Origin of the sequence: Acinetobacter sp. YH01007 (assembly GCF_013420425.1) — a bacterium.
GTDB classification, from domain to species: domain Bacteria; phylum Pseudomonadota; class Gammaproteobacteria; order Pseudomonadales; family Moraxellaceae; genus Acinetobacter; species Acinetobacter towneri.
Genome location: NZ_VOYC01000007.1, coordinates 62,637 through 89,257, shown reverse-complemented (window position 1 = coordinate 89,257; position 26,621 = coordinate 62,637). Strand labels below are relative to the sequence as shown.

The following is a 26,621-nucleotide window of genomic DNA, read 5'->3' as shown; positions in this document are numbered from 1 at the left end:
GCTCTACCTTGCTGCATTATCGAGATAAACGGAATTCTGCTTTTCCGTTCACAGTATATGGCGATAATGAAATCGACTCATTGTTCAAACTTAATGACACAGCAGTCGCATCATCTAAGCGAATTTGAAATGGGGCTTCGCCTTGTAAATTTAAAGTAGAGGCTTGACGTCCTGTCGCTAAAACATTGCCAGCAGAGTCAACAATATGCACTGAAGTTGGACGAGCAAATTGCAAATTCAGCTGATCGCCCGAAGCAAGTGCAGGCGTGCTGCCTGTCGCATTGTCAGAAATGATTTGCACATCGGATTGCAGTACTGCAATTTCAGGTTCTGCACCCTCTTGACCAGACGACATCCAGTTTTGAATTAGCGCGACCAATGCCCACAACAACAGCAATACCGCCACAATCACAGCGATACGTGTGAGCCACTTTTTATTGCGATCGCGGTTAGAGCCTGGCAGTTTTCCCATAATTTTGATGGGTGAATTGTTCAAGGCGTGATTTGGCAACAACCCTGTATCGTTGGCATAAATTTCATCAAAACGCTGAATAATGGCTGAAGCATCGACCTGTAAATATTTGGCATAGGTACGATAATAACCTTTAATAAAGGTCGCTTCAGGCAAAGCGGTATATTCGTCTTGCTCTAGCGCCATCAGCGTTTTTAATGGAATTTTCAAATCTTTTGAAACATCATCCAGTTCGCGTTTTTGATTGACGCGAATTTGACGAAGGTACTCACCTGGACGTTGAACATTTCCTAATGCATGGGGTACAGGCGTTGTCCCCTGTGTGGGTTGCGGTGAATTAGGATTTACTTCCATACGGCCTCAGTACTGTACTGTAATTGCAAATAACGTTGGTATTCTTGGCTATTGGGAAATAATGCACGCAGCTGGTTCACTAAAACCTGAGTTCCCAATTGATCGCCATTGGCACGTGCTAAACGAATCCCAATCCATAAGGCACGCGCACCCTGATTTTTTTGCCCCACAGCACGTACAAATTGTTCATACAATTGTCGCGCGGGTGCAAATTGTTGTCTTAAATATAAAATTTCCGACAACTCTAACATTGAAACATAAGAATCGCGATTGGCTTGCAAGGCTTGTTTGAATGACTTTTCGGCATTCTCTATATCGCCTAATTTCAAGTAAATACGACCTACATTTTCCAATGCTCTAAAGCGTTGATCATAACCCAGTGTTGCACCTGCAATACTGAGCTGCTCAATCGCATCATTATAGCGTTCTACTTGATATAAATACGTACCATAGTTGTTACGCGCTTGTGCATTTTTTGGGTCAGCGGCAATGGCACGCTTAAAATACGCATCGGCTTTTTCTAAATTCAGCTTGCTGCCTTCTTGTTGCAGCAACACGCCCATCATCATATTAGCGGTGGAATCACGTGAATCGCTTTCCAAAGCTTGATCAAGTGCGCGTTTGGCTGAGTCTAAATCGCCATTTTTTAAGTATTCTGCTGCCAACTGCGTACGTACTTGCACCGCTTTTTCAGGGTCTTTTTGCCCTAAGGTTGGAGCTGTGGTTTGACAAGCTGCAGCAAAAATTGCCGAAATACAAACAGTTGTAATTTGTGCGATTTTAAATACAGGCTTATTCAATGGACATCCCCTTTGCGTCTTCGTTCGATGCAAGTTAGTTATCTATACAAGTCATTATCCTTGCGAGCGTATGATTTCATTTTGCGCTGCAACTTTCTTTTTCCACTGTTCGGCACGGCGGGTGCGGTCTGCCACTTGTCCGACCAATTGCCCACACGCAGCATCAATATCATCACCACGTGTCTGACGAATCGTACACACAAAACCTGCATCAGACAAAGTTTTTTGGAAAGAAATAATTCGATTTCGGCTTGAACGTCCATACGGCGCGTGCGGAAATGGGTTAAATGGAATCAAATTAATCTTGCTTGGCAGGTTCTTGAGTAGCTTAATCATTTGCTGCGCATGTTCAGGATGGTCATTTACACCATCTAACATGACATATTCAATGGTCACGTGTTTACGCGCACTTTCGTTGCCATCTTTGCCAATATAACGCTGACAAGCTGCGATTAATTGTTCCAATGGATATTTTTTATTGATTGGAACAAGTTCATCACGCAGTTCGTTATTGGTGGCGTGCAAAGAAATTGCCAAAGCCACATCAATATCTTGTGCCAATTGGTCAATTTTAGGTACAACACCCGAAGTCGATAAAGTCACACGACGCTTAGACATGCCATAAGCAAAGTCATCTAGCATAATGCGCATGGCGTTCAAGACGGCATCGTAATTCAACAACGGTTCGCCCATACCCATCATCACCACGTTGGTCACAGAACGCTCACGTTCAATCACAGGCACATCTTCCATATAGGAATAGTTTGCCATCCACAACTGACCAATAATTTCGGCTTGGGTTAAGTCACGCTGAAAACCTTGTTTACCCGTAGAACAAAATGAACAGTCCAGTGCACAACCTACTTGCGATGAAATACACAGGGTTTTACGTGAGCCAGTTTTGTCTTCGGCAGGAATCAGAACGGTTTCGACCAATGAGCCTTCACCATCACCGACACGGAATACCCACTTACGAGTACCGTCTTTAGAATAATTTTTATGCACCACTTCAGGCGCTTTAATTTCACAAATCTTTTCCAGTTTTTCACGTAACTTGCCTGAAATATTGGTCATTTCGGCAAAATCTGTGACAAAAAACTGGTGAATCCATTTCATCACCTGCCCTGCACGGAATTTCTTCTCGCCTAAATCTTCAAAGAATTTTTCCATTTGTGGACGTGACATGCCAAGGAGATTCACTTTCTCTGCAGTCGCAGACTGTGCAGGAGCGGACGCAGATGCTTGCTGAACATCTGTCGCAGATGCAGCGAGGACTTCTGTACTCATGTGTGTATACCTAAACCATGTCTAAAGATGAAAGGAGAAGCTCAAGAGGTGAGCAAAGGTTTATTCAGAAAATAAAAATCGGAGAATAAAAAACCAGATAAGCATAATAACACTTATCTGGTTTGAATACTGCGTATTAACGAGTACGTGGGCAAACTTCAGTTTGAGCAAAGAAGTAGTTTACTTCACGCTCTGCAGATGCAACTGAGTCTGAACCGTGAGCAGCGTTTTCGTCGATGCTTACAGCGAAATCTGCACGGATTGTACCAGGTGCAGCTTCTTTAGGGTTTGTTGCACCTAAAATTTCACGGTGAGCAAGAACTGCGTTTTCACCTTCAAGAACTGAAACAACGACTGGACCAGAAGTCATGAACGCAACTAGGTCACCAAAGAAACCACGTTCTTTGTGCTCAGCGTAGAAGCCTTCAGCTTCAGCTTGAGAAAGGTGTTTCATTTTAGTCGCAACGATTTTAAGACCAGCTTTTTCGAAACGAGCAAAGATGTCACCGATGTGGTTTTTAGCAACTGCATCTGGTTTTACGATAGATAAAGTACGTTCAATAGCCATGATTGGCTCCTTAAGTCAATGTTGACGCGAAAATTTTGCCGCATTATACCGAATAATGGGCTATTTTCTGCTTTTGATGTGTAAAAAAATTGCTTTTTTCGATATGAAGCGCATTGTGCAGGACCTTGATCGGCAAATCAATCTTGCTTCACACCGCTAGATTAACGTGCTTCGTCAATCCACGCCATTTGAATGGCTTCTAAGATGCCTTCAGTCGATTTTTCGGGATCATCTTGAAACTCTGGCAAAGCACAGACCCAAGCGTGCAAATCGGTAAAACGAATCCATTGCGGATCGACATCGGGATGCGCCTCATATAACTCAATGGCAATGTCGATGCTGTCCGTCCAACGTAAACCCATGTGTATTCCCTATTCTAGTCAAGACAGCGACTACTTTAACAAATTTCGCATGGGCTGCCTGCCATTACTGCACTGAATTTTCGATTTGGTTTTATCCAGACTTATAAAACAATATTTACATAAGGTGCAGCCAAAATAATCGCACTCGCCACTGAACCGCCAATCATCGCCCCGACTGCCACATCACTCGGATAGTGCAAGCCTAAAATCATACGGGAAACGGCCACCAAAATCGTAAAGGGCAACATCAACATCAACAATACTGGCTGGATATAACCCAAAACCGTTGTGGTCATGACTGCATGCAAAGTGTGACCTGATGGGAAGCTAAAATGATCTAAGGGACGTTCACCCAAACGGATCACTTGGTGTACCTGATACGGACGTGGACGGACGGTTTTTTGTTTTAAATATTTATAAATACCTGTGCCGACAGATCCGCCTAACAACAGATAAATAATTTGTAAACTATAACCAATGCCCTGCATCATCCATGCACTTGCGAGCATGACATACCAGAACACACCATCGCCCAAACGGCTAATAACTTTAAAAAATTGTGCCACCCGCTGAGAGTGGGAAAAATGGTTAAGATACAAACAGCCTTTTAAGTCGAGATCCAGCATTCTTATTTTTGCATTTTTAAACTTCATCAGTTCTCTCCTCTTTGGCGTATAGCTAAGATGGCATGTGTAGCTCCTTCGCCACCAGATATAACGCCTGCTCAAATTGTTGGACTGGATACTGCCAGCCAATATTTAAAGTCGCTTTGCGGGCGTGTTCGCCCATCTGTCTAAGGGTTGTAAGATCGGGAAGTCGGTGGATATGACCGACCAAATCTTCTGGCTGACCGAGTGGACTCAACCAGCCTGTTTCATTCGGTTTTAGATGTAAACGTGCGCAAGCATAGTCATAAGCAATGACAGGCAAGCCACTGGCCATAGCTTCTAACACGACATTGCCAAAGGTTTCGACCTGACTGGCAAAAGCAAACACATCGGCACTGGCATAGGCTTGTGCAAGTGCTGTGCCACTTAAACTACCTGTAAAAATGATATCTCCCTGAGCGTTCATGGCTTCTAAACGTTCACGGTCTGGCCCATCTCCAACAATCACCAATTTCACAGGCTGTTCGGTATTTTTTGGCATACGCTGATAGGCATTAATAATAAGATTGACTTCTTTTTCAGGTGATAAACGCCCTACATACAACATCACCCGCGTATTTTCACTCGCACCCCAGCTTGCTCGCAGTTGGGTAGAACGAAAATCTGGTGAAAAATATTCAACATCGACACCACGCCCAACCACCACCAAAGGCCCTTGCACACCAAACTGACGCAATGATTTTTCAGTATGGCTACTTGGCACACACGTCAGCGAGGTATTGTTATGAAACCATTTTAGATAGTGCTGAATTGGCTTGAGTAAAAATGCCAAATCGAAAAAACGGCTAAAATCTTGAAATGCGGAGTGAAAACCACTTGATACTGGAATATTTTTTGATTTTGCAATATGTAAACTGGCAAGCCCTAAAGGGCCTTCAGTGACGATATGCACCACATCAGGTTGAAACTCATCTAAAGCCTGCGAAAGTTTAGACCACTGCGGCCAGCCAAATTGTAAATTATGATATTTAGGAATGGCTTGTGCTTTTACCAGACATTCTTGATACGGTTGGAATTGAGTGCAGGCTTGTTTTTGTTCAGGGCGAATCAATAAAATTTTGTGTCCAAGTTCCTGCAATCCTTTGCAAAGCTGCAACAGTGAACGTGCCACACCATTAATTTCAGGTGGCCAAGTTTCTGTTACAAGGGCAATTTTTAAACGTGGGCGGACAAGGTCTGAGAGTTCAGAGGTAGGCTGGCTGCTTTTTTGTTTTTGATCTTGTTTGAAATGAAATTTAAATGCATCGCTGTAACGCTCTAATTTACTGCTCTGCTTTGCCAATACATTGCTCATCGCCTTTTTGCTCAATTCTTATTTTATGCTTGCTAGCATAGAGCAGCTGCATTGCAGTAATATGATGCTTTGGTGACACATTTGTCATTTTTTTAACAACTCGATGATCGCCTATACCTAGTTTTGCACACATAGTTTTATGTATAAATTTAATGTAAATCGTTTGCTGTCATTCACCCTAAATAGATAAAAAAAGCAGATATTGGATACCTGCCTGCTGAATATCTTGTTTGCTGAATACCTGATCTGCTGCACATCGAAGCCCTCTAAAAAAGTAAATTAATATACAACTCATCGGTATAACGACCTGCTGGCGTTGTCAAACTCGGTTGTTCATCCAAGCGTACCGCGACACTGTATTTATGTCCTGTCGTAGAAACATGCCCTGCGATGGGCGTGTTCCACAGATTTGTTTTTGCTCCCATAATACTCATACTGGTGCGTAAACGGTGTGTGCCATTATTCACAAAACTGCTGCCATGTTTGTCACGTAAATTACGACTACTGAACTGAATGCTATAACCTCGATCACAGCGCACATTAAAACTGGTTGCAGTCTGGCTACGGTATTGTGAGCTCATTTGCAATAAAGATTCACTGACCGAACCAATGGTGCAAGCCTGTGCAGGAAAACAAATCCAGCATCCACACAGCACTAGACTTAATTTTTTTACCATCCCTAATTTTTTCATGTTCTCATCCTCAATCATCCTGCTGATATACTTACTGACAAATCAAATCTAACTGTCTGGTTTGTGGAACAGTGCCTGCTTTAATTTGAGGGACTTCAAGTGAACTATGGCAAACTTTTCCACCTTTGGTTTTAACCTTCAGCGTATAACTGCCTGCTTTCACACCATATAAATGCACTTTTCCATCGCTGCCCACAGGTACAAATTCGGTTGCATCATCACTTAAATACACTTCACTGCCCTGCACAAAGGTCTGCTGATCGGGCGTGAGTAAACGCAATATGATCAATCCTGTACGCTGAACAGGGAAATTCACTTTATAGCCGCGTTGATTCATACCAATCACTTTTTGGCTTGAATATTCAAAGCTGTCATACAAATCTAACTGGTCTTGATCAAAAGACACGTCGTAATTGACGTAAGGCACAATGTCGTGCACAAACACATAACCGTGTTGATTGGTTTTACCAACAGGTGTTAAGGCACGTTGTACTTCCACATTTGGAATATCACCAACATTCACCAAAGCAAAAGCATTGTCTACATATTTGGTCATGGCCCATTTACGGTCTAACCACACTACTGCACCCTGATAATTGGCTTGACTGTAGCTAAAGCGTTCACTTTCATCGTGGCTTAAATATAAATTACCCATCGGCATTTTCAGGGCGGTATAGGCATTTACCCCAATATCCCCTTCTGTTTGTTGGTGACGCACAGCAAGAGTGTAATCCACACCATTTTGCGTCAGGCTGCTCTGTGCATAACGCAACTGGGTTTGCTCATCAAAATTATGCGAAAGCTGCGCACTGCGGCGTTGGTCAAATTGATAATTCAGTGTTAAATATGCCCCGTCACTATCCTGCACTTTCAAATCTTTATAATAAGAAAACGACAGTGAAGTTTGACGCCCAAACATACGAGAAAAACCAACTGTAAGCATTTGGCTATCTGCAAAGCTATTATTTGCATTGGGATGATAACGGCGCTCTAGATAGTTCACATTTAAGGTATTAATGAAAGGAATATTGAAAATACTGACATAAGCTAAGTTGTCGTATTCCACTGTTTGTGTCATATCGCTATAACCCAAACCACGATATTCAGGACTGTAGTATTTATGACTTGCACCAAGTGCAACCCGACTTCCATTACGGCTTAACGAAGCGCCAAAGGTATAACCATCGCCCCAATCACTGTGGCTAGACGCAGCATGCGTATCTAACAAGGCATATTTGCTGAGAGATTGCGTCCATAGCAACCCGACATTCTGCACATCTTTGCTATAACTTAAATTGGTTCCTAAAGTCGTGCTGTCTGTAATTCCACGTCTGAAATAAAGGTTGCCAAAAAACTCCCGATAATCATCCGACACGTAGTCGTAGTCATAACGCAGCTTTCCTGCAGAAAAGTTGTATTCGTTCAGTCCTGGTTTGAGTAGTTGCGTGGTGACATAAACTGGAAAAGATTGCACGGTACGATTTCCCAATACATCTTCCACCACCACTTGCGCCTCGCCCGACTGCTGAATATTTGCACCCGTATTTAAGGTATAGTGCCCAGGCGTCACTTGTTGCTGATATAGATTGATGCCATTAATGTATAAATCGACGGTGGATGGCAGTACAGCACTGCCTCTTAAGGTGGGTACATTCCAATAAATAAAGTCTGGATAACTACTAAAATTTGAACCAAAAGACACACCACCAAATCTGAATGTATCTAATAAAGGATTGTAAACGCTGGTGTTATCACCCAAAGTTAAACGCTGATAACGTGATGGAAATTCAATTTCAAAACTGGTATTCAAACGCAGTAGCTTATCTTGATCCTGTTCTGCCTCTTTGCGATACATCATGCCATTTTTAAAAATCCAGTAATCTTTAAAAATACCAAGCTCCGCCAAACCATTTAATTCATTGTAATTATCATAACGTGCATACAGCACATCATAATTTAAAAAACCGCCCAACTCTGCTTTAGACGGAATCGCATGGGTTTGGCTCAATTGTGCATCTATAAAATAGCTGGCAGGTACAGTTAATTTAATCGCTTGCAGCGCAAAATCTTGCTCAGACTGAATTTCATTGGTGGTTACAGAACAGAACTGAGTTTGTGCGCTGTGTTTTTGTAAACGGTCTTGCTGTAAACCGAGTTGTTGCAAAACCTCGCATTCCATATAGCGTTGCCCATCCTGCTGCAACACTAGACTTTCAATGACACGATCTACGCCATTTAGCCAGACACTATTCAATGCCATTTCAGTATTGGCAGCATTGGCGGGTAATGGTATCCCCCACAGGACACATTGCAGCGCAAAAAACAGTCGAGTTCTATGCATGATTTAGCCCTTCATTTTTAACTCAATGGCTTGCTCACTTTTATCTGTTTCAAGTTTGAGTATGTAATTTTTCAAATCACTAAGTTTGATTTGCCCCATATCAAAGCTGTGTTTTTGTTGATTTAACAAATATTTCATTTCACGTGTGGTTGCAATGGGTTGTTTTTGTTGATTTAAAATGCTGATTGAAGAAATTTGCACATGCGATGCAGCATGATTTTCTATCTCTAAAAATAAGTGGTCGTTCTGGTAACGCGGGGTTGCAGTCACCTGAATGGCATCTTGCTTACCAACAAACAACGGTACAGAAATCGTAAATAAAAATTGTAAGGCGTCTTCTTCCACCACAGGGGCAATTTCTTTAAAAACAATACGCCAAGTTTTTTCTTGCGCCATTTCTTCCTTAGAAAGTGGTCGGCTAAAACCTACGCGTATCACTTGTTGTGCATTCGGTTGTAAAACAAAGTTTTTAGGATTAATTAAGATGTCTTGTTCTGGTTCTAGCACATCTTCACCCTGTGCATTTTGCGACCATTTATAGGCAGACATTTCAAAGCTTTTCGGTTCAGTAAGATCGGTGGCTTCCATGACTACTGTTGCACTGCGTTGTCGTGCTTTATCGCCCAAATACATTTGCGTAGGTGAAATGACCAAGTTTGCATAAACAGCTTCTACACATAAGCAACCTGCAACCAGCATATATTTCAATAATCGTTTCATACTTCCCCCAGCAATGTCTTATTTTGTATTTCTTTAGACTAAAAAGTTGACTCCACCCTGTCGGTAAAGCCAACTGATTTAGATTGAGTTCAAGCGAATTAGAATGACACTCGAATGTTGTATTTATCGGTGTAAGTACCCGCTGGTTTAGAAATACCTACGCCCTCACTTTTAACCAAGACATTGTAAGAATTCCAGCCATTGCTACCTGGCGCAATGTTGGTTTGCTGATCATTTAACTGAATCACAGACGATGAACCCGTAAGCTTGGTTTCAACTGTTAAGCCCACTGCATGGCTACCTGATTTGGCTGCAGATTTGGTTGTTTTGCCTCCACCAACACGGTTGTCGGTATCGACCAATAAGTTGTACTTTGCATTCGCCCCAACCATAAATTGACCAGAAGCTTCTGCACCATCTTTTAATGAGATACTTGGTGTTTTCACTTTCAGCTCACAGCGCTTAGGCACAATCACTTGAATTGGAATACTTCCTGTACATGGCCCTTCGTTACATACTGGGGTTGGCTTAGGGTCTGGTTTAGGATGATGATTACCACCCGCCATTGTTACCGTTGAAAAAGCTCCGAAAACCATCAAAGCAGCAGCAGTTTTAATAAATTTAGACATGTCACTTCTCCATAACTCTTATAAAAAACCATTTTTTAATCATTCACTCACTTGAGATATCGTTAGAATTATTGAAACTCAATCCTTAGCGAGCTTCTTCATTTTAGGTATTTCTCACAAAAAGCCATCTATACGCCCTAATTCACACAATATTAAATAAACCTTGGAATTCAGCTAATTAGGAGATTAAAGTACTGTTTTATATGACATCGCAAAAAACTAGGGAGCAGCCCACTCCCTAAAACTTGTGATACCAATTCTAGGGATACCCAAAAAATATATTTATTTACATTTAAACCAACACATTGTTTTTATTTAACTTTAACAACATTTTTATTTTAACTTTTGTTACATTTTAAGTAGGTTTATTTTTGAAAGAATGGTCAAAATTCAGTTTTTAGCCTAATTTTTACTACACTTTTCACGTATTTAATTCACTATCTCCTATCACATTCAACAGACTGAGCGTTTTTTAACATCAAATCTCACCAATTACAGGGATTGCCTCTCGCTATAAAAAAGCCATGTTTTGGGCGGCTGAATCTATCCAAAAGATCAAATTTGCACACCACCAACTCAACGAAGAAACAGTTGATCATTCATCTATATCTGTAACGTGAGAGATAAACCTCGCAAGATGTTTAGCTAACTCATAACGCAATAGCAGACAAAATAAAACCCCATTCAAACTATTGCCTGAACGGGGTCATCACACCTGAGTCAATCATGTTGACTCAGGTACACACGCGTGACTTATTTAACGTAAGTCAACCAATGTGCATATTTGTCATTCTTGCCTTGAACTGCGTCAAAGAAAGTTTTTTGAATTTCAGTAGTAATTGGGCCACGTGAACCACAGCCAATTACACGGTCATCGTATTCACGAATTGGGGTAACTTCTGCTGCTGTACCTGTAAAGAAGGCTTCATCGGCAATGTAGAATTCATCACGCGTAATACGGCGTTCAACTACCTCATATCCCAAGTCTTTAGCAATGGTGATCACCGTTTGACGCGTAATACCATCTAAAGCACCGCCTGCGATGTCTGGTGTATGTAAAACGCCATCTTTAATTAAGAATACGTTTTCGCCAGAACCTTGACATACATAACCTTGTGGATCCATCAACATCGCTTCGTCATAGCCTGCTTGCGCTACTTCTTGGTGTGCAAGAATAGACAAAGTGTAGTTACCAGAAGCTTTAGCTTTACACATGGTCACGTTTGGATGATGATGCGTAAACGATGAAGTTTTAACGCGAATACCTTTAGCCATCGCTTCTTCACCCAAGTATGCACCCCAACCCCAAGCCGCAACAGCAGCATGAATGGTGTTATTGGTTGCAGCAATACCCAGTTTTTCAGAACCAATCCAAATTAATGGACGTAAATAGCACGATGAAAGTTTGTTTTCACGTACCACATCAATTTGCGCCTGTTCTAAAGCTGCTTGATCAAATGGTACTTTCATTTGATAGATTTTTGCAGAGTTTAACAAACGCTTAGTATGGTCCTGAAGACGGAAAATCGCAGTTCCGTTTGGCGTTTCATAAGCGCGGACACCCTCAAACACACCCATACTGTAGTGTAAGGTATGTGTTAAGACGTGAATTTTTGCATCACGCCAGTCAACCAATTGTCCATCTTGCCAAATAAAACCATCACGATCAGCCAAATTCATGGCACACACTCCAAATGTTTATACAATAGTCATTTTAATCCAACGCAGACATTGCAGTCGGATCAATTAATCTTTGCCATAACTTGCAAACGACCTCACGGGTATCGTACCAGTCCGCAGTATTGACTTGCATGGATTGATTTGCAAGGGCTAAGCGGTGGCTTTCGGCTCGTTCACGGAGATAAGCTTGAATCAATGCTGTCGCATCGTCGCTGGATAAGCAACCTGTTCTTGCGGCATCTTCAAGGATTCTTACGTTGTCGGAATAATGGGCGAGATCAGGATTCGACCCACTCCAGGCTAATACCGCATACTGTGCCATAAATTCGATATCAACGATACCACCTGCATCCTGTTTTAAATGAAAAATTCCATCTTTTTTTTGCTCTTTAGATGAACCCAAATGATCTTTCATTTTTTGACGCATTTTCAGCACTTCACTGCGGACATAAGCTTCATCTCGCGGCTGGGTTAAAATCTGACAACGCAACACTTCAAACTTGTCACGTAAGCATTGCTCACCTGCAATACTGCGCGCACGCACCAAAGCCTGATGCTCCCACAGCCATGCGCTTTTCAGTTGATATTGCTCAAAGGCCCGTAAACTGGTCACCAATAAACCCGCATCTCCCGAAGGACGTAAACGGGTATCGACATCATAAACTCGACCATCTAAAGTTTGCGTGGTCATTAAAGATACAAATTTACGTGCCACCCGCATAGCAAATTCAAAGCCACTGATCGGTTTAATGCCATCAGTATCGGCTTGTTCATCCATGTTGTGAATAAAAACCACGTCTAAATCTGAGCCGTAACCAAGTTCGATGCCACCTACTTTGCCATAACCAATAATGGCAAAAGCGTTATGCTCCAAACCACAGCGCTGTCCTTCACTGTCTAGCGGATAACCATGTTTTTTGACAATCATTTGATAGGCCAGTTGCAGGGCTGCATTTGCAGTCACTTCGGCAATATCAGTTAACGCATCTGACACTTTCATTAAGTGGCTTTCTGCCAGTACATCGCTGGCCGCAACTGTTAATACGTTGGATTTTTTGAATAAACGTAGCACCCGCATGAGGTCTTCAACTTCATCCAGTTCAATGCGCAGCAATTGTTGGCGCAAAGAATCTTCCAAATCGCTGCGTTTTGGCAATTCAAAATCCATAGATAAAAATTCATCCAACAACACAGGATATTGCGTCAATTCTTCACAAATCCACGGGCTGACTGTGGCCATTTTTACCAAGCGTTGCAGTGCCCCCTTGCTTTCAATCAGCATGACCAAATACACGGTACGACGCAGAACAGATTCGACCAGTGGCATTAAACGCATCAATGCCATTTGTGGATTTTCTGACTGCAACACTGCTTCAATCAAGTGTGGCCAAAAGGTTTTTAAACGCTGTAAAGCTTTGGCGGTGAGTTTTTTAATGGCATGTCCATACCAGAACTCATGCACTAAATTTTTCGCTTGATCGTCTAGTACCGCATCGAGCTGTTTTTCTAGCTGACTGTAATTTTCCAGCAAAGAATCGGGTTCATTTTCTTTAATTAAATGCTCAAACTGATAAATGACTTTGACACGCTTTTCATTTAGGGTCTGCATAAAGCTGTCCCAATCGGCAAAGCCCAAAGTATCGCTAATGCGTGCGCGTAACTCAGGTTCAGTCGGTAAAGCTTGGCTTTGCTGATCATTCAAGGCTTGAATGGCATGTTCTACTCGACGCAGGAATAAATAGGCATCTTCCAAATCCAGTACGGCTTGTGGCTCTAGCAATTCAGCTTCGCCCAAATGGCGCAAACTCACCAAACACTGGCGGTCTTGTAATTCTAGTTTTGAACCACCGTAAATCAGCTGAAAAACCTGCACAATAAATTCAACTTCACGAATACCGCCCGCGCCCAATTTAATATTGTCTTCAATATTACGACGCTGCACTTCGCGCTCAATCATGGCTTTCATTTCGCGCATGGCTTCAAAGGCGGTGTAATCGACATATTTGCGGAATACGAAAGGTCGGGTCATTTCCAGCAGTTCATAACCTTCTTGCCCACCTGTGATAATACGTGCCTTAATCCAAGCATAGCGTTCCCATTCGCGTCCATGCTGGCTTAAATATTTTTCCAGTGCGACATGGCTAATCGCCAAAGCAGAACCATCGCCCCACGGGCGTAAACGCATATCGACGCGGAAAACAAAACCATCGGCGGTGATATGATCTAATAGATAGATCAGTTTTTGTCCCCATAAGATGCAGAATTGCTGCACTTCAATGCACTTACGTCCATTGGTTTCACCTTGTTCATCAAAGGCAAAAATCAAGTCGATGTCACTGGATAAATTCAATTCCTGCGCACCATGCTTGCCCATGGCGACCACAATCAGGTCTTGGACTTTGCCGTTATATCCCATCGGTTCGCCATGCTTGGCAACCAACGGAATCCGCGCAAAATCTTTGGCAACTTGCACACAAATATCGGCAAAGTCTGAAAGTTCCTGTGTCAACGTCACCACATCGGTGAGCTGGTTGGCATCTTGCCAAATCCAGCGAAACATTAAACGGGCGCGTAAAATCCGCAGAGTTTTCATCCACAAGGTTTCATCTTGAATGTCTTGTAAAGTGGAAATCACCAATTGATGAATATAGTCTGCGCTCAGCGGTTTTAGAAATTGGTCAATTGCATAATCCTGCTGTAACAGGCTTTCGTGATTTGCCAAGACTTGTTCTGCATATTGACTGGCATGTAACGTTTTTTGCAATTGTTCCGCATTCATTTTTAAGACCTAAAACCCAGTTTTATTTTGAAATATTGTCAACTCATCTATTTATAGCAGCAGATGCGCCAAAGAAGAAAATAAAATTACAGCAATCTGCAAAATACCTCTTGCTTAAAATGCAGCGATAAAAAAACCGAAGCCTAAACTTCGGTTTTATCTGCTTGATGCAATGCTTATTCAGCATCTAGCATTAATTCTGCGCTCATACCAACCGTGTTAAAACCTGCATCGACATACAGAATTTCACCAGTAATACCATTCGCCCATGGTGAGCAAAGGAATAATGCCGCATTACCAACATCTTCAATGGTCACGTTGCGTTTTAAAGGTGCAACTTTTTCATTGAGGTCTAACATTTTACGGAATGATTTAATGCCTGATGCGGCAAGCGTACGAATTGGGCCTGCAGAAATTGCATTCACGCGAATACCGTCAGCACCCAAGCTTGAAGCCAAGTAGCGTACACCTGCTTCTAAAGATGCTTTCGCCATACCCATGACGTTGTAGTTTGGCATCACACGCTCAGAACCTTGATAAGTCAAAGTCAATAAGCAACCTTGGCGTGCTTGTAATAATGGTTTTGCAGCACGTGCCATCGCAATAAAGCTATAAGCACTAATGTCATGCGCAACTTTAAAACCATCACGATCTGTAACATCGGTAAAGTCACCATCTAAAGTATGCGCAGGCGCAAAACCAATCGAGTGAACCAAACCATCCAAACCATCCCAGTGCTTTGCCAAGTCAGCAAAAGCTTGCTCAATTTCTGCATCTACGCCTACATCGCAAGGCAATACAATGCTTGAGCCAAATTGTGCAGCGAAGTCATCAACACGTTTTTTGAGTTTTTCATTCGGATAAGTAAATGCTAATTCTGCACCTTCACGATGCAATGCTTCTGCAATACCAAATGCGATAGATAATTTACTTGCAATACCAGCAATTAAAAAACGCTTACCCGCCAAAAGACCTTGTGCCATGTGAAACTCACCTTGATATATTTCGCAATATCATGCCAATTCTGAACGCATAGTGAAATTGCATAATGCGCCTTTTTTTGCCGTTTATGTAAAAACTCAATGGCGATTCAAGTGAGTGATAGATGACGTCACATGATAATCTGCAAGTGGTGACGTACAATCTTGGTTAAAAACTTGCCCTACCACTTGGCATAATGCTGTTCAAGCAAGCCGTATTCGTTTAACAAAATAATTTCGGTATCGTCTTGTTGAATAGTACCACTAATTTTAGCTTGCCATTGGCTGAACTGACTGCCGACTAGACGCAAATTCAGGTTTTCATAACGGCGCCAACCTGTGCTGACAGTTAAATTCAAACGATGATCCAGTGAGCGAATGCTCCACGAGCCATCATCCTCAGGTTGGAACAACACATCTGTTAAGGGATACAGCACGCCATTAATCCACAAACAGTTTTCGTTGCCAAAACTTTCATTCACACCAGAAGCCAGATTCAAGCCTACACGACGGTCTTCGGTATCCCAAAAGTTGCACGACAACCAAAACCATGCTGTTTCAGGGCGTAAAAAACCGCAGGTATCATCTAAAGAAGCAAAGGTGCGTTCATGGAATTGAATGGTTTGTCCTGTTTTATTAACAAAATAGCCTTCACAGCCGAGTGTGGTCAGTTTTTGGGTGTAAGTCCAACCATTAATACCTGTTGGGCTACACATACTTAGCGGGTCTGTGCCTGCACAAAATATCCGCGCACTGAGTTTAATTTCACCATATTTGGTCACGCGGATATAACGCACACCATTGGCATGTTGAATTTCAATTTGAAATGGCGATTTTTCAAAAAAACTTTGATTAAATAACGGTTGCTCATCTAAAACCGTATTACGCGATAAAAAATTAATCGCATTCCATTCCTGCACTTCGCCCGTCATGTGATTATAAATATAGACAAAACCGTGCCCTGCCCAAGCAATATCGGCAATCGCAAGCCCAATGGTATAGTGTTCGTGCTGAATACTACAAAATTTAAACTTTTTATATTTTAAGCGTTTACGCCAACCCGACAATACTTCACCATACGGTGATTTATATTGATAAGCCTGATAATCAATTTTTTTGGGAAGTTCACTAAAACGTCCATAATGCGGTTGTCCATTCGCCTGAATTAAATCCATTGAAGACATTCCCTATTGTCTAAAAACAATTCATCTTTGGTCGTATTATGCCTACAAATGCATGTACAAAAAACCCGCAGCTTATGATTTTGTTCAAAAAATTATAAAAGCATAGATTGTTTTACTATTTTAAGGCTTGAGCGTTCACTAAATATACAAAATATAAATTAATAGATATCTTCCCCTCAATATTCTGAAGGTATTTAAGCATCAGCATTCAAAGTCAGATAGGTATTTTCCCAACGATTGCCTGAAAATGAGCCTTCAACCAATTGCACATAGCGACCATGCACCTGATCTATCGCAATACAATCATCTACCTCTAAGACCCGATCGGTATGTTGTTTTTGCCAGTGCTGGGCAAAATAGGCTTTACCACGCTGTTTTGCCACCATTGGATTTTGCGCCACCACCAGTACATAACGATGTAACTCGCCAAACTCACGCGAATCATATCCACCTAAATTAATTAAATACAGTCGGTTTTCTGCCTGGTTCGGCTGCGCATCGGTAAATTTTAAATAGTAGGATTTACCTTCAAACTCAACACCATTAATTTGCGCCCATGCGTCAATATGCAAACCTTTCGGTTCTGCAAACCAAGCCTGCTTGAGTTGCGGATAGGTCTGTTCTAAAGAATCACCTACCGCAAGTACCACATCATGCACTTCGGTATTGGCTCGCGCATGACGCCCGCCTAACATCACGATAAATAAACTGGGCATATCCGACTCCTGCGCAAATATCCTAAGCTTGATGGCTTTTATAGTTGATGATTTTTAAGCATGATTGTTTAAAGTAGCGAGAATTTTTCAATCCTCCAAATAAAAAATCGTGCCGAATTGCTTCAGCACGATTGAATTGAAATGTAGCATACTTTATTTCAAGCAGTTTACGATTTACATATCCACCATTTCCACGCCATCAATGCGGGCAACAGTCATTAAGTCTTTATCGCCACGACCTGAAACAGTCGCAATAATGATTTGGTCTTTATCCATCGTTGGTGCAAGCTTGCTCACATAAGCCATAGCATGCGAGCTTTCTAAAGCAGGAATAATCCCTTCGATACGGGTTAAATCACGGAAACCTTGCAAGGCTTCTTGGTCATTGATTGGCACGTAATCGACACGGTGCATATCTTTCAGGAAGCTGTGCTCTGGCCCTACACCTGGATAATCCAGACCTGCAGAAATAGAGTGGGTTTCAATGATCTGACCTTGTGCATCAGACATTAAATAAGTACGGTTACCGTGTAATACGCCCACGTGTCCTGCATTCAATGGTGCAGAGTGTTTGCCTGTTTCAATGCCTAAACCTGCAGCTTCGACACCGTACATTTTCACTTCGGCATCGTTCAAGAATGGATAAAACAAGCCCATGGCATTAGAACCACCGCCTACACAAGCTACTAATGCATCAGGTAAACGACCTGCCTGCTCTTGAATTTGGCGACGCGCTTCACGACCAATAATCGACTGGAAATCACGCACCAATTGTGGATATGGGTGTGGGCCAGCGACCGTACCAATCACGTAATATGTAGAGTCAACATTGGTGACCCAGTCACGCATGGCTTCGTTCATGGCATCTTTTAAGGTTTTTGAGCCACTTTCTACAGGTACAACAGTTGCACCAAGTAAACGCATACGGTACACGTTCATGGCCTGACGCTTCACGTCTTCTGCACCCATGAACACCACACATTCCAAGCCTAAACGAGCGGCAATGGTCGCGGTTGCTACACCGTGTTGACCTGCACCTGTTTCGGCAATAATGCGTTTTTTTCCAGACAGTTTTGCCAACAGTGCCTGACCAATGGTGTTGTTCACTTTATGTGAGCCAGTATGGTTCAAATCTTCACGTTTTAAGTAAATTTGCGCACCACCCAACTCTTTTGACCATCGCTCAGCATAATACAAAGGACTAGGACGACCTACATAGTAGGCGAGATCGCGGTCGAATTCTGCCAAAAACTGCGGATCATCTTTCATGCGGAAATACAATTTTTCTAAATCTTGTAAAGCCGCCATCAGCGTTTCTGACACAAAACGTCCGCCATGGATACCAAAATGCCCTTTTGCATCTGGGAATTGGGTATAGTCAATCACTGGGTTATTGTGATTTGTACTTTGCTGATCCACGTTGGACTCCTTGCATGAAGTTTTCTATGAGTTGTTGGTCTTTAATACCTTTTGCAGACTCAACTCCGCCACTGACATCAACAGCATAGGCTTGAGTCGTCTGAATTGCATCTTCAATATTTTCAGGGTTTAAACCACCCGCCAATATTAAAGGAATATCGAGTTTGGGGAATTTTGACCAGTCAAAACTGTGTCCTGTTCCACCTTTCAGCTCAGGATGCCACGCATCTAATAATACTGCGCTTGCACCTGCTTGTTGATAGCTTTTTATCGCATCCAACACATTTAAATCGGGTTTGACCTGTATGGCTTTGTACCATCTGCGTCCGACTTGCTGAGCAATCTGCTGACATTGTAACGGTGTTTCATCACCATGAAATTGCAGAATGTCTAAAGACACTTGTTTTAGTACAGCGGCTATGTCATCTGCACTGGCATTTACAAACAAGCCAACTACTTGCACATAAGCGGGTATGTGTTGCACAAGATTTTCTGCTTCTGCAATGCTGACATTACGAGGACTCGGTGGATAAAACACCAAGCCAATCGCATCTGCACCCGCATGCACCACACTGTTTATATCTTGAATTCGCGTGATTCCGCAAATTTTGGCACGGGTACGCATCGTTTTGGACTCTAATCCTGATTTTCAATTTTCATTTTGCTGATCTTGCTGTGCGTGACTTTTAAATTGTCTGTTCACACTAACAAAATCAGATATTGGGGCGAATCATTGTAATGCAATTTTAAGGGGTTGAGTGAAGTTCAGGCGGATTATTCTGCATTTCCGTTGTTTAAATGGCATACAGACTTTATACTTCGCGCAAATGCAACGAGTTCTAGCTTTGAGCTTTAGGGAAGTTGGTGAAAGTCCAACACTGCCCCCGCAACGGTAACCATGAAACGTATATCAATTTAAATCTTATGATTTACACCACTGTATGAACAATATGGGAAGGTGGATATATAGCGAAGCAATCATAAATTAGAAGATGCTTGGCACATTGAAGTCCGGAGACCTGCTTGTTGTGCCCTTAACTCAATCATTCACGTGGGGTGAATGTATGGAGCAAAGTCATGTCTACTCTTTTTCAGCCTACTGCTTTAGTGGGCGCAATTGCGCTTGCAATGGGTTTTTCAACTTCAGTTTTTGCTGCAGAATCGCAAGATCAGCGTGTGGTGAATGCTGCTTTAGATACGCTTGTTGTTACTGCTTCACGTAGTGAACAAAATATTAAAGATGTGCCTGCACGGATTAATGTAATTGATCAAAATAGTATTGAGCGTAATCCTATTCTAAATTTGTCAGATGAAGTACAAAAAGACCCTAGTGTTTTTATGAAACAATATGGTGGCATGGGACAAACTACAGAAATTTCAATTCGTGGTACAAAATCCAACCATACCCTTGTTCTTAAAGATGGTGCCCGTTTAAATAGCCAAAACCACTTTAGTGCTCTTTTCCCGACATTTATCGATACCTCTGACCTAAAACAAATTGAAATTCTAAAGGGTCCAGCATCAGTACAATATGGTACTGATGCCATTGGTGGTGTTGTACAAATGATAACAACAACTCCAACCCAAAATTCTGGATTTATTACTGGTATTTATGCAGAAAATAAAACATATAAAACTATTATTGGTAGTGATCTTGTACAGGATAATTTTTATGCACAGATTAGAGGCCAACGTCTAGAAACGGATGGAACAAAAATTCTCGACTATCAAAATAAAAGCCAAAAAGCGAGTTATGATCAAAAAGGATACAGTGCAAAGGTCGGATACGATAATAAAGATAATATAAAAGCGAATATTGCTATTAGCCAAAATGAAGGAACGAACCAGTTCTATGATTGGGCAACTAGTCAAAATAAAGCTAAACGTTTTTTTGAAAATCGTTTAATCAACGTAAATACTGAATTTGATCTTCAAGACAACCTAACACTTTCTGCAAGACTTTCTAACTTTATAGATAATCAATATGTCTTAGACAGCGAACCTGGTCATTTTGACACAGAAAACAAAGAAGGGGATTTAAATCTTCGATGGTCATTAACACCGCAGCAAAGTATTTTATTAGGTAGCACTTATCTAAAGTCCAACTTTGAAAGCAAATCTATAAAAAATGAAAAACAGGATATAGATTCAGTTGGTTATTATTTACAACATCAACATAAATCTGAAAAATTAAATACACAAGTAGGCATTCGCACCGAAGATAATGAATTGTTTGGAACACATACTGTTGGACAAGGCGCTATTCGCTATCAAATTTTACCAGCCACAAGCATTTATGCAAATATTGGCTCTGCATTTAAAACGCCATCTTTGACAGAGTTATATTATTTTGTAGAGGGTTCTTATCCAACTTATGGTAATCCCAATTTAAAACCAGAAAAAAGTATGGCCTATGAAATTGGGGTAGATCAAAAAATAAATAACCAATTAACAGCATATTTTTCTACCTATCACACTCGCATTAAAAATCTTATTGTTACCAACTATCTTGGGCAAAACAAATCAAGCTTTGCCAATATAGAAAAATCTGAAGTCAATGGTGGTGAAATTGGCTTTAAATGGAAAGAGCAAGATATCTTCTTAACCACTGAATATGCCTATGCAGATTCAAAAAATAAGAAAACCAACAATAATATTGCATACCGACCAAAACAGACCTTTACTCTATCCACCGGTCTAGAAAATGCCTCTTATGGAGTGAGTGCTTCTGTAATTGCACGTTCAGACATTTATGCCGATCATGCAAACAAAGTTAAAGTACCTGGTTATGCTACAGTTGATTTAAATATGTACTGGAATATTAACCCGAATATTAAGGTTTTTAGCAATATTCAAAATATCGGAGATGTTGAATACAAAATTGCAGATAACTTTGGTGATGGTTGGTACATCAACGGCGGTCGCCTCGCTTCTGCTGGTGTAACTTTCCGCTACTAAAACCCGCATAACAACAAAAACTTTAAAACAGCGCAGTTTATGGATAATGTAATGACCGACATTATCCTTTTTTATTGCGCCAGCTTTTATTTCTTACGACCACACAAACGCAACTTTCATTTTCAGACAAGGAACGACCATGGGCCACCGTTTAAGCAAAATCTACACCCGCACAGGCGACTCAGGCACAACAGGACTGGGCGATGGCTCACGTGTCGCCAAAGACGACTTACGCATTCATGCACTGGGCGATGTAGATGAACTCAATGCCTGCATTGGCGTATTGCGCTCACAAATTACACATAGCAGCATTCAAGACAAAAACACTTGGGAGAAATCGCTTAGCCTGATTCAGCACTGGTTGTTCGATTTAGGCGGTGAAGTCTGTATCCCCAATTACCATCTCGTACAACCACTTGCGATTGAGTTCCTAGAACAAGACATTGACCGCATGAATGAAAGCCTGCCAATGCTCAAAGAGTTTATTTTGCCTGCAGGTACATTGGCGTGTAGTTATGCACATCAAGCTCGTGCCGTATGCCGTCGTGCAGAACGTAGTTTAATGACCGTACACAACCGTGATCAAAATATTCAGGCACCGTCTTTGCAATTACTGAACCGACTGTCTGACTGGCTATTTGTCGCATCTCGCAGCTTGCAACGTGCCGAAGGAGGCAGCGAAGTGTTATGGCAAAAGAACATCAATGACAGTATTGGTAACTGACATCACACTCTAGAATCGGAAACTAAAATAAAGCCCTGATTTTGCATCTAAAAAATCACGTCGGATGCTGCTTGAAATTTCACACCATCCGACCAAAATAAGAAATGTCATCTCTTTGTCACGTCGTACTTGCAAAATGAAAGCAAACTTTCAATTCATGGGCACATTATGCGCATAATTGGTCATCGTGGTGCGCGTGGCGAAGCGCCTGAAAACACGCTTGGTGGTTTTGAATACATTCAAAATATTGGCATTCGTGCGGTTGAGTTTGATGTGCGTCAACTCAAAGACAATGCCTTGGTGGTTATGCATGATGATCAATTCATCCGCACCACAGGACAAGACAAAGCGTTGTATGAATGTAGTCTGGAAGATTTAAACCATTATAACCATGCGGTGATGTGGTCGGACTGGAATAAAGTCGAAACCACCCCCCTACTCAATCAAACCATGACCATTATTCAAAATTTTGATCATATTGAAGTTGAAGTCAAAGCGGTCAACTCGCATGCCGATGCCGAAAAAATTACCCAAAGTTTAGAGCAACATTTACAGGGTTTTGAGCACAACGCCATCATCACCAGTTTTGATCCGAAAATCCATTGGGCCTTGCAACAACAAAAATCACGCTTCAAACGTGGTTTATTGGTTGAAGATGATCTGCAATATCAAGCCATTGATCAGGCTTTAGAATTAGGCTGTTGCCAAATTGGCTGGATGAATGAACTGGCAACCGATGCGCTCATTCAGGCCACACAACAGGCCAAACTGAATATCAGCGTTTGGACAGTCAACCAGATTGAACGCGCCAAACAGCTTAAAGATTTAGGGATTCAGGGTTTAATTACCGATTATCCTAAACTGATGATGCAACACTTGTAAGCGGTAACCTTAAGCATATTGATGAATAAATAAATGATTTATCGTGCTTGTTTGGCTACCGTATATCATATTTCCGTAAAATCTCGCAGATACCATTATATTCTGTTACCACCCAGTACAATACAACTGTACAATAATGCTGTGATCGTGAATACGCTCATGCTAATATGCGAAAAAATTAATCCCTAAAAAATTTAATACTATGATTTCAATCTATAGATCGGTCATAGCGTTATAACGGATTAAGCGTCCATTTATACCTCCCAAGGTTCTAGGAGTGCTGTTGGAGATGAATGCTCCCTTACCCAAAGCCCCAATCAACTGGATTGCCATCTTTGCACTGGTTTTCTTACCTATTGTTGCAGTGATCGCGATTCCTTGGTATGCCTATCACCATGATTTTAGCTTAGCCGCTTGGATCAGCATGTTTGTATTACTTGGCGTAAGTAGCTTGGGTATTACAGCAGGTTATCACCGTTTATGGGCACACCGTGCTTATGAAGCTACTCTTCCCTTGAAAATCATTTTAATGATTATGGGAACATTTGCCGTTCAGAACAGTATTTTGTTCTGGGGTTCAGGTCACCGCACCCATCACCGCCATGTTGATGATGTCGAAAAAGACCCATATTCAATTAATAATGGTTTTTGGTTTGCGCACATGGGCTGGATGCTACGTGACTACCCTGCCGCAGAGCCAAACTTTAAAAATGCGCCAGATTTGTTAAATGACAAACTGGTGATGTTCCAACACAAATACTATATTCCGCTCGTAATTGCAGTTCACGTTGGCATTTTGGTGCCAATTGGTTGGGCTGTGGGCGATATGTGGGGCGTGTTGTTATTGGGCGGTTTAATGCGTCTGATTTTAAGCCACCATGTTACCTTCTTTATTAACTCGCTGTGCCACATGTGGGGTTCGCGTCCTTATACTGACGAAAATACCGCGCGTGATAACTTCTGGTTAGCAATTGCCACTTGGGGCGAGGGTTATCATAACTATCACCACATTTTCCAGTATGATTATCGTAATGGCGTAAAATGGTGGCAATATGACCCAACTAAATGGTTAATTTGGTCATGCTCGAAGTTGGGCTTAGCGAAAAACTTACGCCGTATTCCAAGCTTTAATATTAAAAAAGCAGAATTGGCGATGCGTTTTAAATATGCAGAGCAAGACTTGGCGGTCTATGGACACAATGTAAATGATGACATTGGCCAAGTTAAAAGCCGTATTTCGCAAGAATATGATGCCTTTACCCAAACCCTGAACGATTGGGCAAAGTTAAAAGAGCAAGAAATTCAGGCGAAAAAAGCTTCTGTAGCAGAAAAAATTCACCAAATGGATGACAAATTGAAAGTTGAATTCCAGTTGGTTGAACAGCGTCTTTCACACCATCGTGAAACCTTGAACTTGCTGATGCGCAACCTGAAAAAGAATCCTGTATCTGAATAAACCTCTGTTCTGATGCACTGCGAAAGCCCTGACCTGTTCAGGGCTTTCTGCATTTTTAGACTACAGTTTTTAAAGTCTAAGTTTGCTATAGTGAAACTCACTTTGTGCCAAGCGCTTCATCATCATGCAATTTAATCCACGTTATCCGACCCTGCCCGCCCGTCTTTATCACATGCAGCAGCCTTTACCTTTAAAAGGTACAAAAGCAGGACACTTTAATGCAGCCTTGGCAAAAGAACTGCAATGGACAGCCGAAGAACAACAGCAATGGGTGGAAATTTGCAGTGGTCAAAAGACGTTTAAAGAATTTCCTGCTTTGGCAATGGTCTATGCAGGACATCAATTTGGTCAGTGGGCAGGTCAATTGGGAGATGGACGCGGTTTACTCATTGCGCAAGTTTTGGACACACATCAACGTACAATCGACCTGCATTTAAAAGGTGCGGGGGAAACGCCTTATTCACGTATGGGGGATGGACGTGCCGTGTTACGTTCAGTGATTCGTGAATATTTGGCAGGTCATGCTTTAAATGCGCTGGGTGTGCCATCAAGCAATGCTGTTGGATTTACCTCATCCACTCAAGGTGTACAACGTGAAAAATTAGAACTTGGTGCAATGCTATTACGCACATCAGACTGTCATATTCGTTTGGGACATTTTGAATGGATCAATCAGTATCAACCTGAATTACTGCCTGAATTTGTGCAAAAGTGTATTGAATGGCACTACCCAGAATGCTTGGCAACCGAACAGCCAATACTCGCTTTTGCTACGAAAGTCATTCAACGTACCGCTGTCATGATTGCAAAGTGGCAACTGGTCGGTTTTGCGCATGGCGTGATGAACACCGACAATTTAAATATCACAGGTTCAACACTCGATTTCGGTCCTTATGGCTTTATGGAGCGTTTTCGTCCTAACTGGATCAACAATCATTCGGACTATCAAGGACGTTATACGTACCAACAACAACCGAGCGTGGCACACTGGAATTTATGGGTCTGGTTAAATAATTTAATTCCGCTTGAGCAAAGCCCTGATCAAAAAGAACACTGGAAACAAGCACTGGCAGCATGCTTAGAACATTTTGAACCCACTTTTTTGGAGCATTATAAACTCGGTTTATGTGAAAAAATGGGACTGCCAAGCTTCCATAAAGACAGTTTTGACTGCGCAACCAACTTCTTACGTATTTTGCAAAGTGAGCAACTGGATTACACCCAGAGCTTTATCCGCCTACAAAATAAACAATATACTGAAATACTGGATGATTGTTTGGATCGTCGTCAGTGGGAAAGCTTTTTGGCGCAGTATTTACAAATTCGTGAACATCAGTATACCGATGCCTTAGATACTGCTATGCAACAGGTGAACCCTCAGTATATTTTGCGCAATCACATGGCACAAAAGGCGATTGAGCAAGCAGAGCGTGATGATTTTTCAGAAGTTGAGCGTTTATTTAACTTGCTCAGCCAACCCTATATTCAGCAAACAGCATTGGAAAAACCTGAAGATTTAGCGCCTTTGCCAAGTGATATGCCAGAAGTGATGGTAAGTTGTTCATCTTAATACGGATGCACTCGCCAAAGGGCGTTTAGAATTCCAACAAAGTTATACACATTTTCTGTGGAAAAAGCTGTGGTTATCCACAGGAT

At 41.7% G+C, this 26,621-nt stretch carries 23 protein-coding genes and 1 riboswitch; of the genes, 5 read left to right on the top strand and 18 right to left on the bottom strand.

Annotation, left to right across the window (positions count from 1 at the left end; all coding sequences use genetic code 11):
• Positions 1-16: 16 nt before the first annotated feature.
• From FTT74_RS05560 to FTT74_RS05475, 18 genes are all read right to left on the bottom strand, one after another.
• Positions 17-826 (bottom strand): RodZ domain-containing protein, encoded by an 810-nt coding sequence (locus FTT74_RS05560; protein WP_004975098.1) that lies wholly within the window; start codon positions 824-826, stop codon positions 17-19.
• Positions 817-1,605, bottom strand: a complete 789-nt coding sequence (gene pilW / locus FTT74_RS05555) for a type IV pilus biogenesis/stability protein PilW (RefSeq protein WP_371971077.1) — start codon at positions 1,603-1,605, stop codon at positions 817-819. The genes FTT74_RS05560 and pilW overlap by 10 nt, the downstream gene beginning before the upstream one ends.
• Before the next feature lie 75 nt (positions 1,606-1,680).
• The gene (rlmN, locus tag FTT74_RS05550; protein ID WP_004975094.1) at positions 1,681-2,913 is read right to left on the bottom strand and encodes a 23S rRNA (adenine(2503)-C(2))-methyltransferase RlmN; all 1,233 of its coding nucleotides are present in this window, start codon (positions 2,911-2,913) and stop codon (positions 1,681-1,683) included.
• A gap of 136 nt (positions 2,914-3,049) precedes the next feature.
• Positions 3,050-3,481, bottom strand: coding sequence for a nucleoside-diphosphate kinase (gene ndk / locus FTT74_RS05545; RefSeq protein ID WP_004975092.1), 432 nt, complete (start codon positions 3,479-3,481; stop codon positions 3,050-3,052).
• A gap of 161 nt (positions 3,482-3,642) precedes the next feature.
• Positions 3,643-3,843, bottom strand: a complete 201-nt coding sequence (gene iscX / locus FTT74_RS05540) for a Fe-S cluster assembly protein IscX (RefSeq protein WP_004975089.1) — start codon at positions 3,841-3,843, stop codon at positions 3,643-3,645.
• A 101-nt stretch (positions 3,844-3,944) separates the two neighbouring features.
• A complete protein-coding gene (locus FTT74_RS05535; RefSeq protein ID WP_004975087.1) occupies positions 3,945-4,496 on the bottom strand; it encodes a phosphatase PAP2 family protein in 552 nt (183 codons plus the stop codon).
• 25 nt (positions 4,497-4,521) lie between these two features.
• Entirely contained in the window at positions 4,522-5,805 is a 1,284-nt protein-coding gene (locus FTT74_RS05530) for a glycosyltransferase family 1 protein (RefSeq protein WP_179988668.1), read from the bottom strand.
• Positions 5,806-6,071: 266 nt separating this feature from the next.
• The gene (locus tag FTT74_RS05525; protein WP_004975083.1) at positions 6,072-6,497 is read right to left on the bottom strand and encodes a hypothetical protein; all 426 of its coding nucleotides are present in this window, start codon (positions 6,495-6,497) and stop codon (positions 6,072-6,074) included.
• A gap of 31 nt (positions 6,498-6,528) precedes the next feature.
• On the bottom strand, positions 6,529-8,838 hold the full coding sequence (locus FTT74_RS05520) for a fimbria/pilus outer membrane usher protein (protein WP_179988669.1): 2,310 nt from the start codon (positions 8,836-8,838) through the stop codon (positions 6,529-6,531).
• 3 nt (positions 8,839-8,841) lie between these two features.
• Entirely contained in the window at positions 8,842-9,558 is a 717-nt protein-coding gene (locus FTT74_RS05515) for a molecular chaperone (RefSeq protein ID WP_004975079.1), read from the bottom strand.
• A gap of 98 nt (positions 9,559-9,656) precedes the next feature.
• On the bottom strand, positions 9,657-10,187 hold the full coding sequence (locus FTT74_RS05510) for a hypothetical protein (protein ID WP_004975075.1): 531 nt from the start codon (positions 10,185-10,187) through the stop codon (positions 9,657-9,659).
• A gap of 753 nt (positions 10,188-10,940) precedes the next feature.
• Positions 10,941-11,867: a branched-chain amino acid transaminase gene (locus FTT74_RS05505; protein WP_004975074.1), complete on the bottom strand. Its 927-nt coding sequence runs from the start codon at positions 11,865-11,867 to the stop codon at positions 10,941-10,943.
• 34 nt (positions 11,868-11,901) lie between these two features.
• Positions 11,902-14,646, bottom strand: a complete 2,745-nt coding sequence (gene glnE, locus FTT74_RS05500) for a bifunctional [glutamate--ammonia ligase]-adenylyl-L-tyrosine phosphorylase/[glutamate--ammonia-ligase] adenylyltransferase (RefSeq protein WP_179988670.1) — start codon at positions 14,644-14,646, stop codon at positions 11,902-11,904.
• A 176-nt stretch (positions 14,647-14,822) separates the two neighbouring features.
• Positions 14,823-15,629, bottom strand: a complete 807-nt coding sequence (locus FTT74_RS05495) for an enoyl-ACP reductase (protein WP_004975071.1) — start codon at positions 15,627-15,629, stop codon at positions 14,823-14,825.
• A gap of 179 nt (positions 15,630-15,808) precedes the next feature.
• Positions 15,809-16,801 (bottom strand): DUF2804 domain-containing protein, encoded by a 993-nt coding sequence (locus FTT74_RS05490; protein ID WP_004975070.1) that lies wholly within the window; start codon positions 16,799-16,801, stop codon positions 15,809-15,811.
• A gap of 203 nt (positions 16,802-17,004) precedes the next feature.
• The gene (locus tag FTT74_RS05485; protein ID WP_179988671.1) at positions 17,005-17,526 is read right to left on the bottom strand and encodes a DUF1543 domain-containing protein; all 522 of its coding nucleotides are present in this window, start codon (positions 17,524-17,526) and stop codon (positions 17,005-17,007) included.
• A gap of 174 nt (positions 17,527-17,700) precedes the next feature.
• Positions 17,701-18,945, bottom strand: a complete 1,245-nt coding sequence (trpB, locus tag FTT74_RS05480; protein ID WP_096901527.1) for a tryptophan synthase subunit beta — start codon at positions 18,943-18,945, stop codon at positions 17,701-17,703.
• Positions 18,917-19,570, bottom strand: coding sequence for a phosphoribosylanthranilate isomerase (locus FTT74_RS05475; RefSeq protein WP_179988672.1), 654 nt, complete (start codon positions 19,568-19,570; stop codon positions 18,917-18,919). The genes trpB and FTT74_RS05475 overlap by 29 nt, the downstream gene beginning before the upstream one ends.
• 192 nt (positions 19,571-19,762) lie before the next feature.
• Positions 19,763-19,987, top strand: a riboswitch (cobalamin riboswitch).
• A 35-nt stretch (positions 19,988-20,022) separates the two neighbouring features.
• On the opposite strand from FTT74_RS05475, the gene FTT74_RS05470 reads away from it, so the two are divergent.
• The 5 genes from FTT74_RS05470 to FTT74_RS05450 all read left to right on the top strand — a co-directional run bounded on the left by FTT74_RS05470 (position 20,023) and on the right by FTT74_RS05450 (position 26,535).
• Positions 20,023-21,903: a TonB-dependent siderophore receptor gene (locus FTT74_RS05470; protein ID WP_131260768.1), complete on the top strand. Its 1,881-nt coding sequence runs from the start codon at positions 20,023-20,025 to the stop codon at positions 21,901-21,903.
• 139 nt (positions 21,904-22,042) lie between these two features.
• Positions 22,043-22,627, top strand: coding sequence for a cob(I)yrinic acid a,c-diamide adenosyltransferase (locus FTT74_RS05465; protein WP_179988673.1), 585 nt, complete (start codon positions 22,043-22,045; stop codon positions 22,625-22,627).
• A 168-nt stretch (positions 22,628-22,795) separates the two neighbouring features.
• Positions 22,796-23,509 (top strand): glycerophosphodiester phosphodiesterase, encoded by a 714-nt coding sequence (locus FTT74_RS05460; RefSeq protein WP_179988674.1) that lies wholly within the window; start codon positions 22,796-22,798, stop codon positions 23,507-23,509.
• 289 nt (positions 23,510-23,798) lie between these two features.
• Positions 23,799-24,965 (top strand): acyl-CoA desaturase, encoded by a 1,167-nt coding sequence (locus FTT74_RS05455; RefSeq protein ID WP_096901530.1) that lies wholly within the window; start codon positions 23,799-23,801, stop codon positions 24,963-24,965.
• A gap of 124 nt (positions 24,966-25,089) precedes the next feature.
• The gene (locus tag FTT74_RS05450) at positions 25,090-26,535 is read left to right on the top strand and encodes a YdiU family protein (protein WP_179988675.1); all 1,446 of its coding nucleotides are present in this window, start codon (positions 25,090-25,092) and stop codon (positions 26,533-26,535) included.
• Positions 26,536-26,621: the final 86 nt, after the last annotated feature.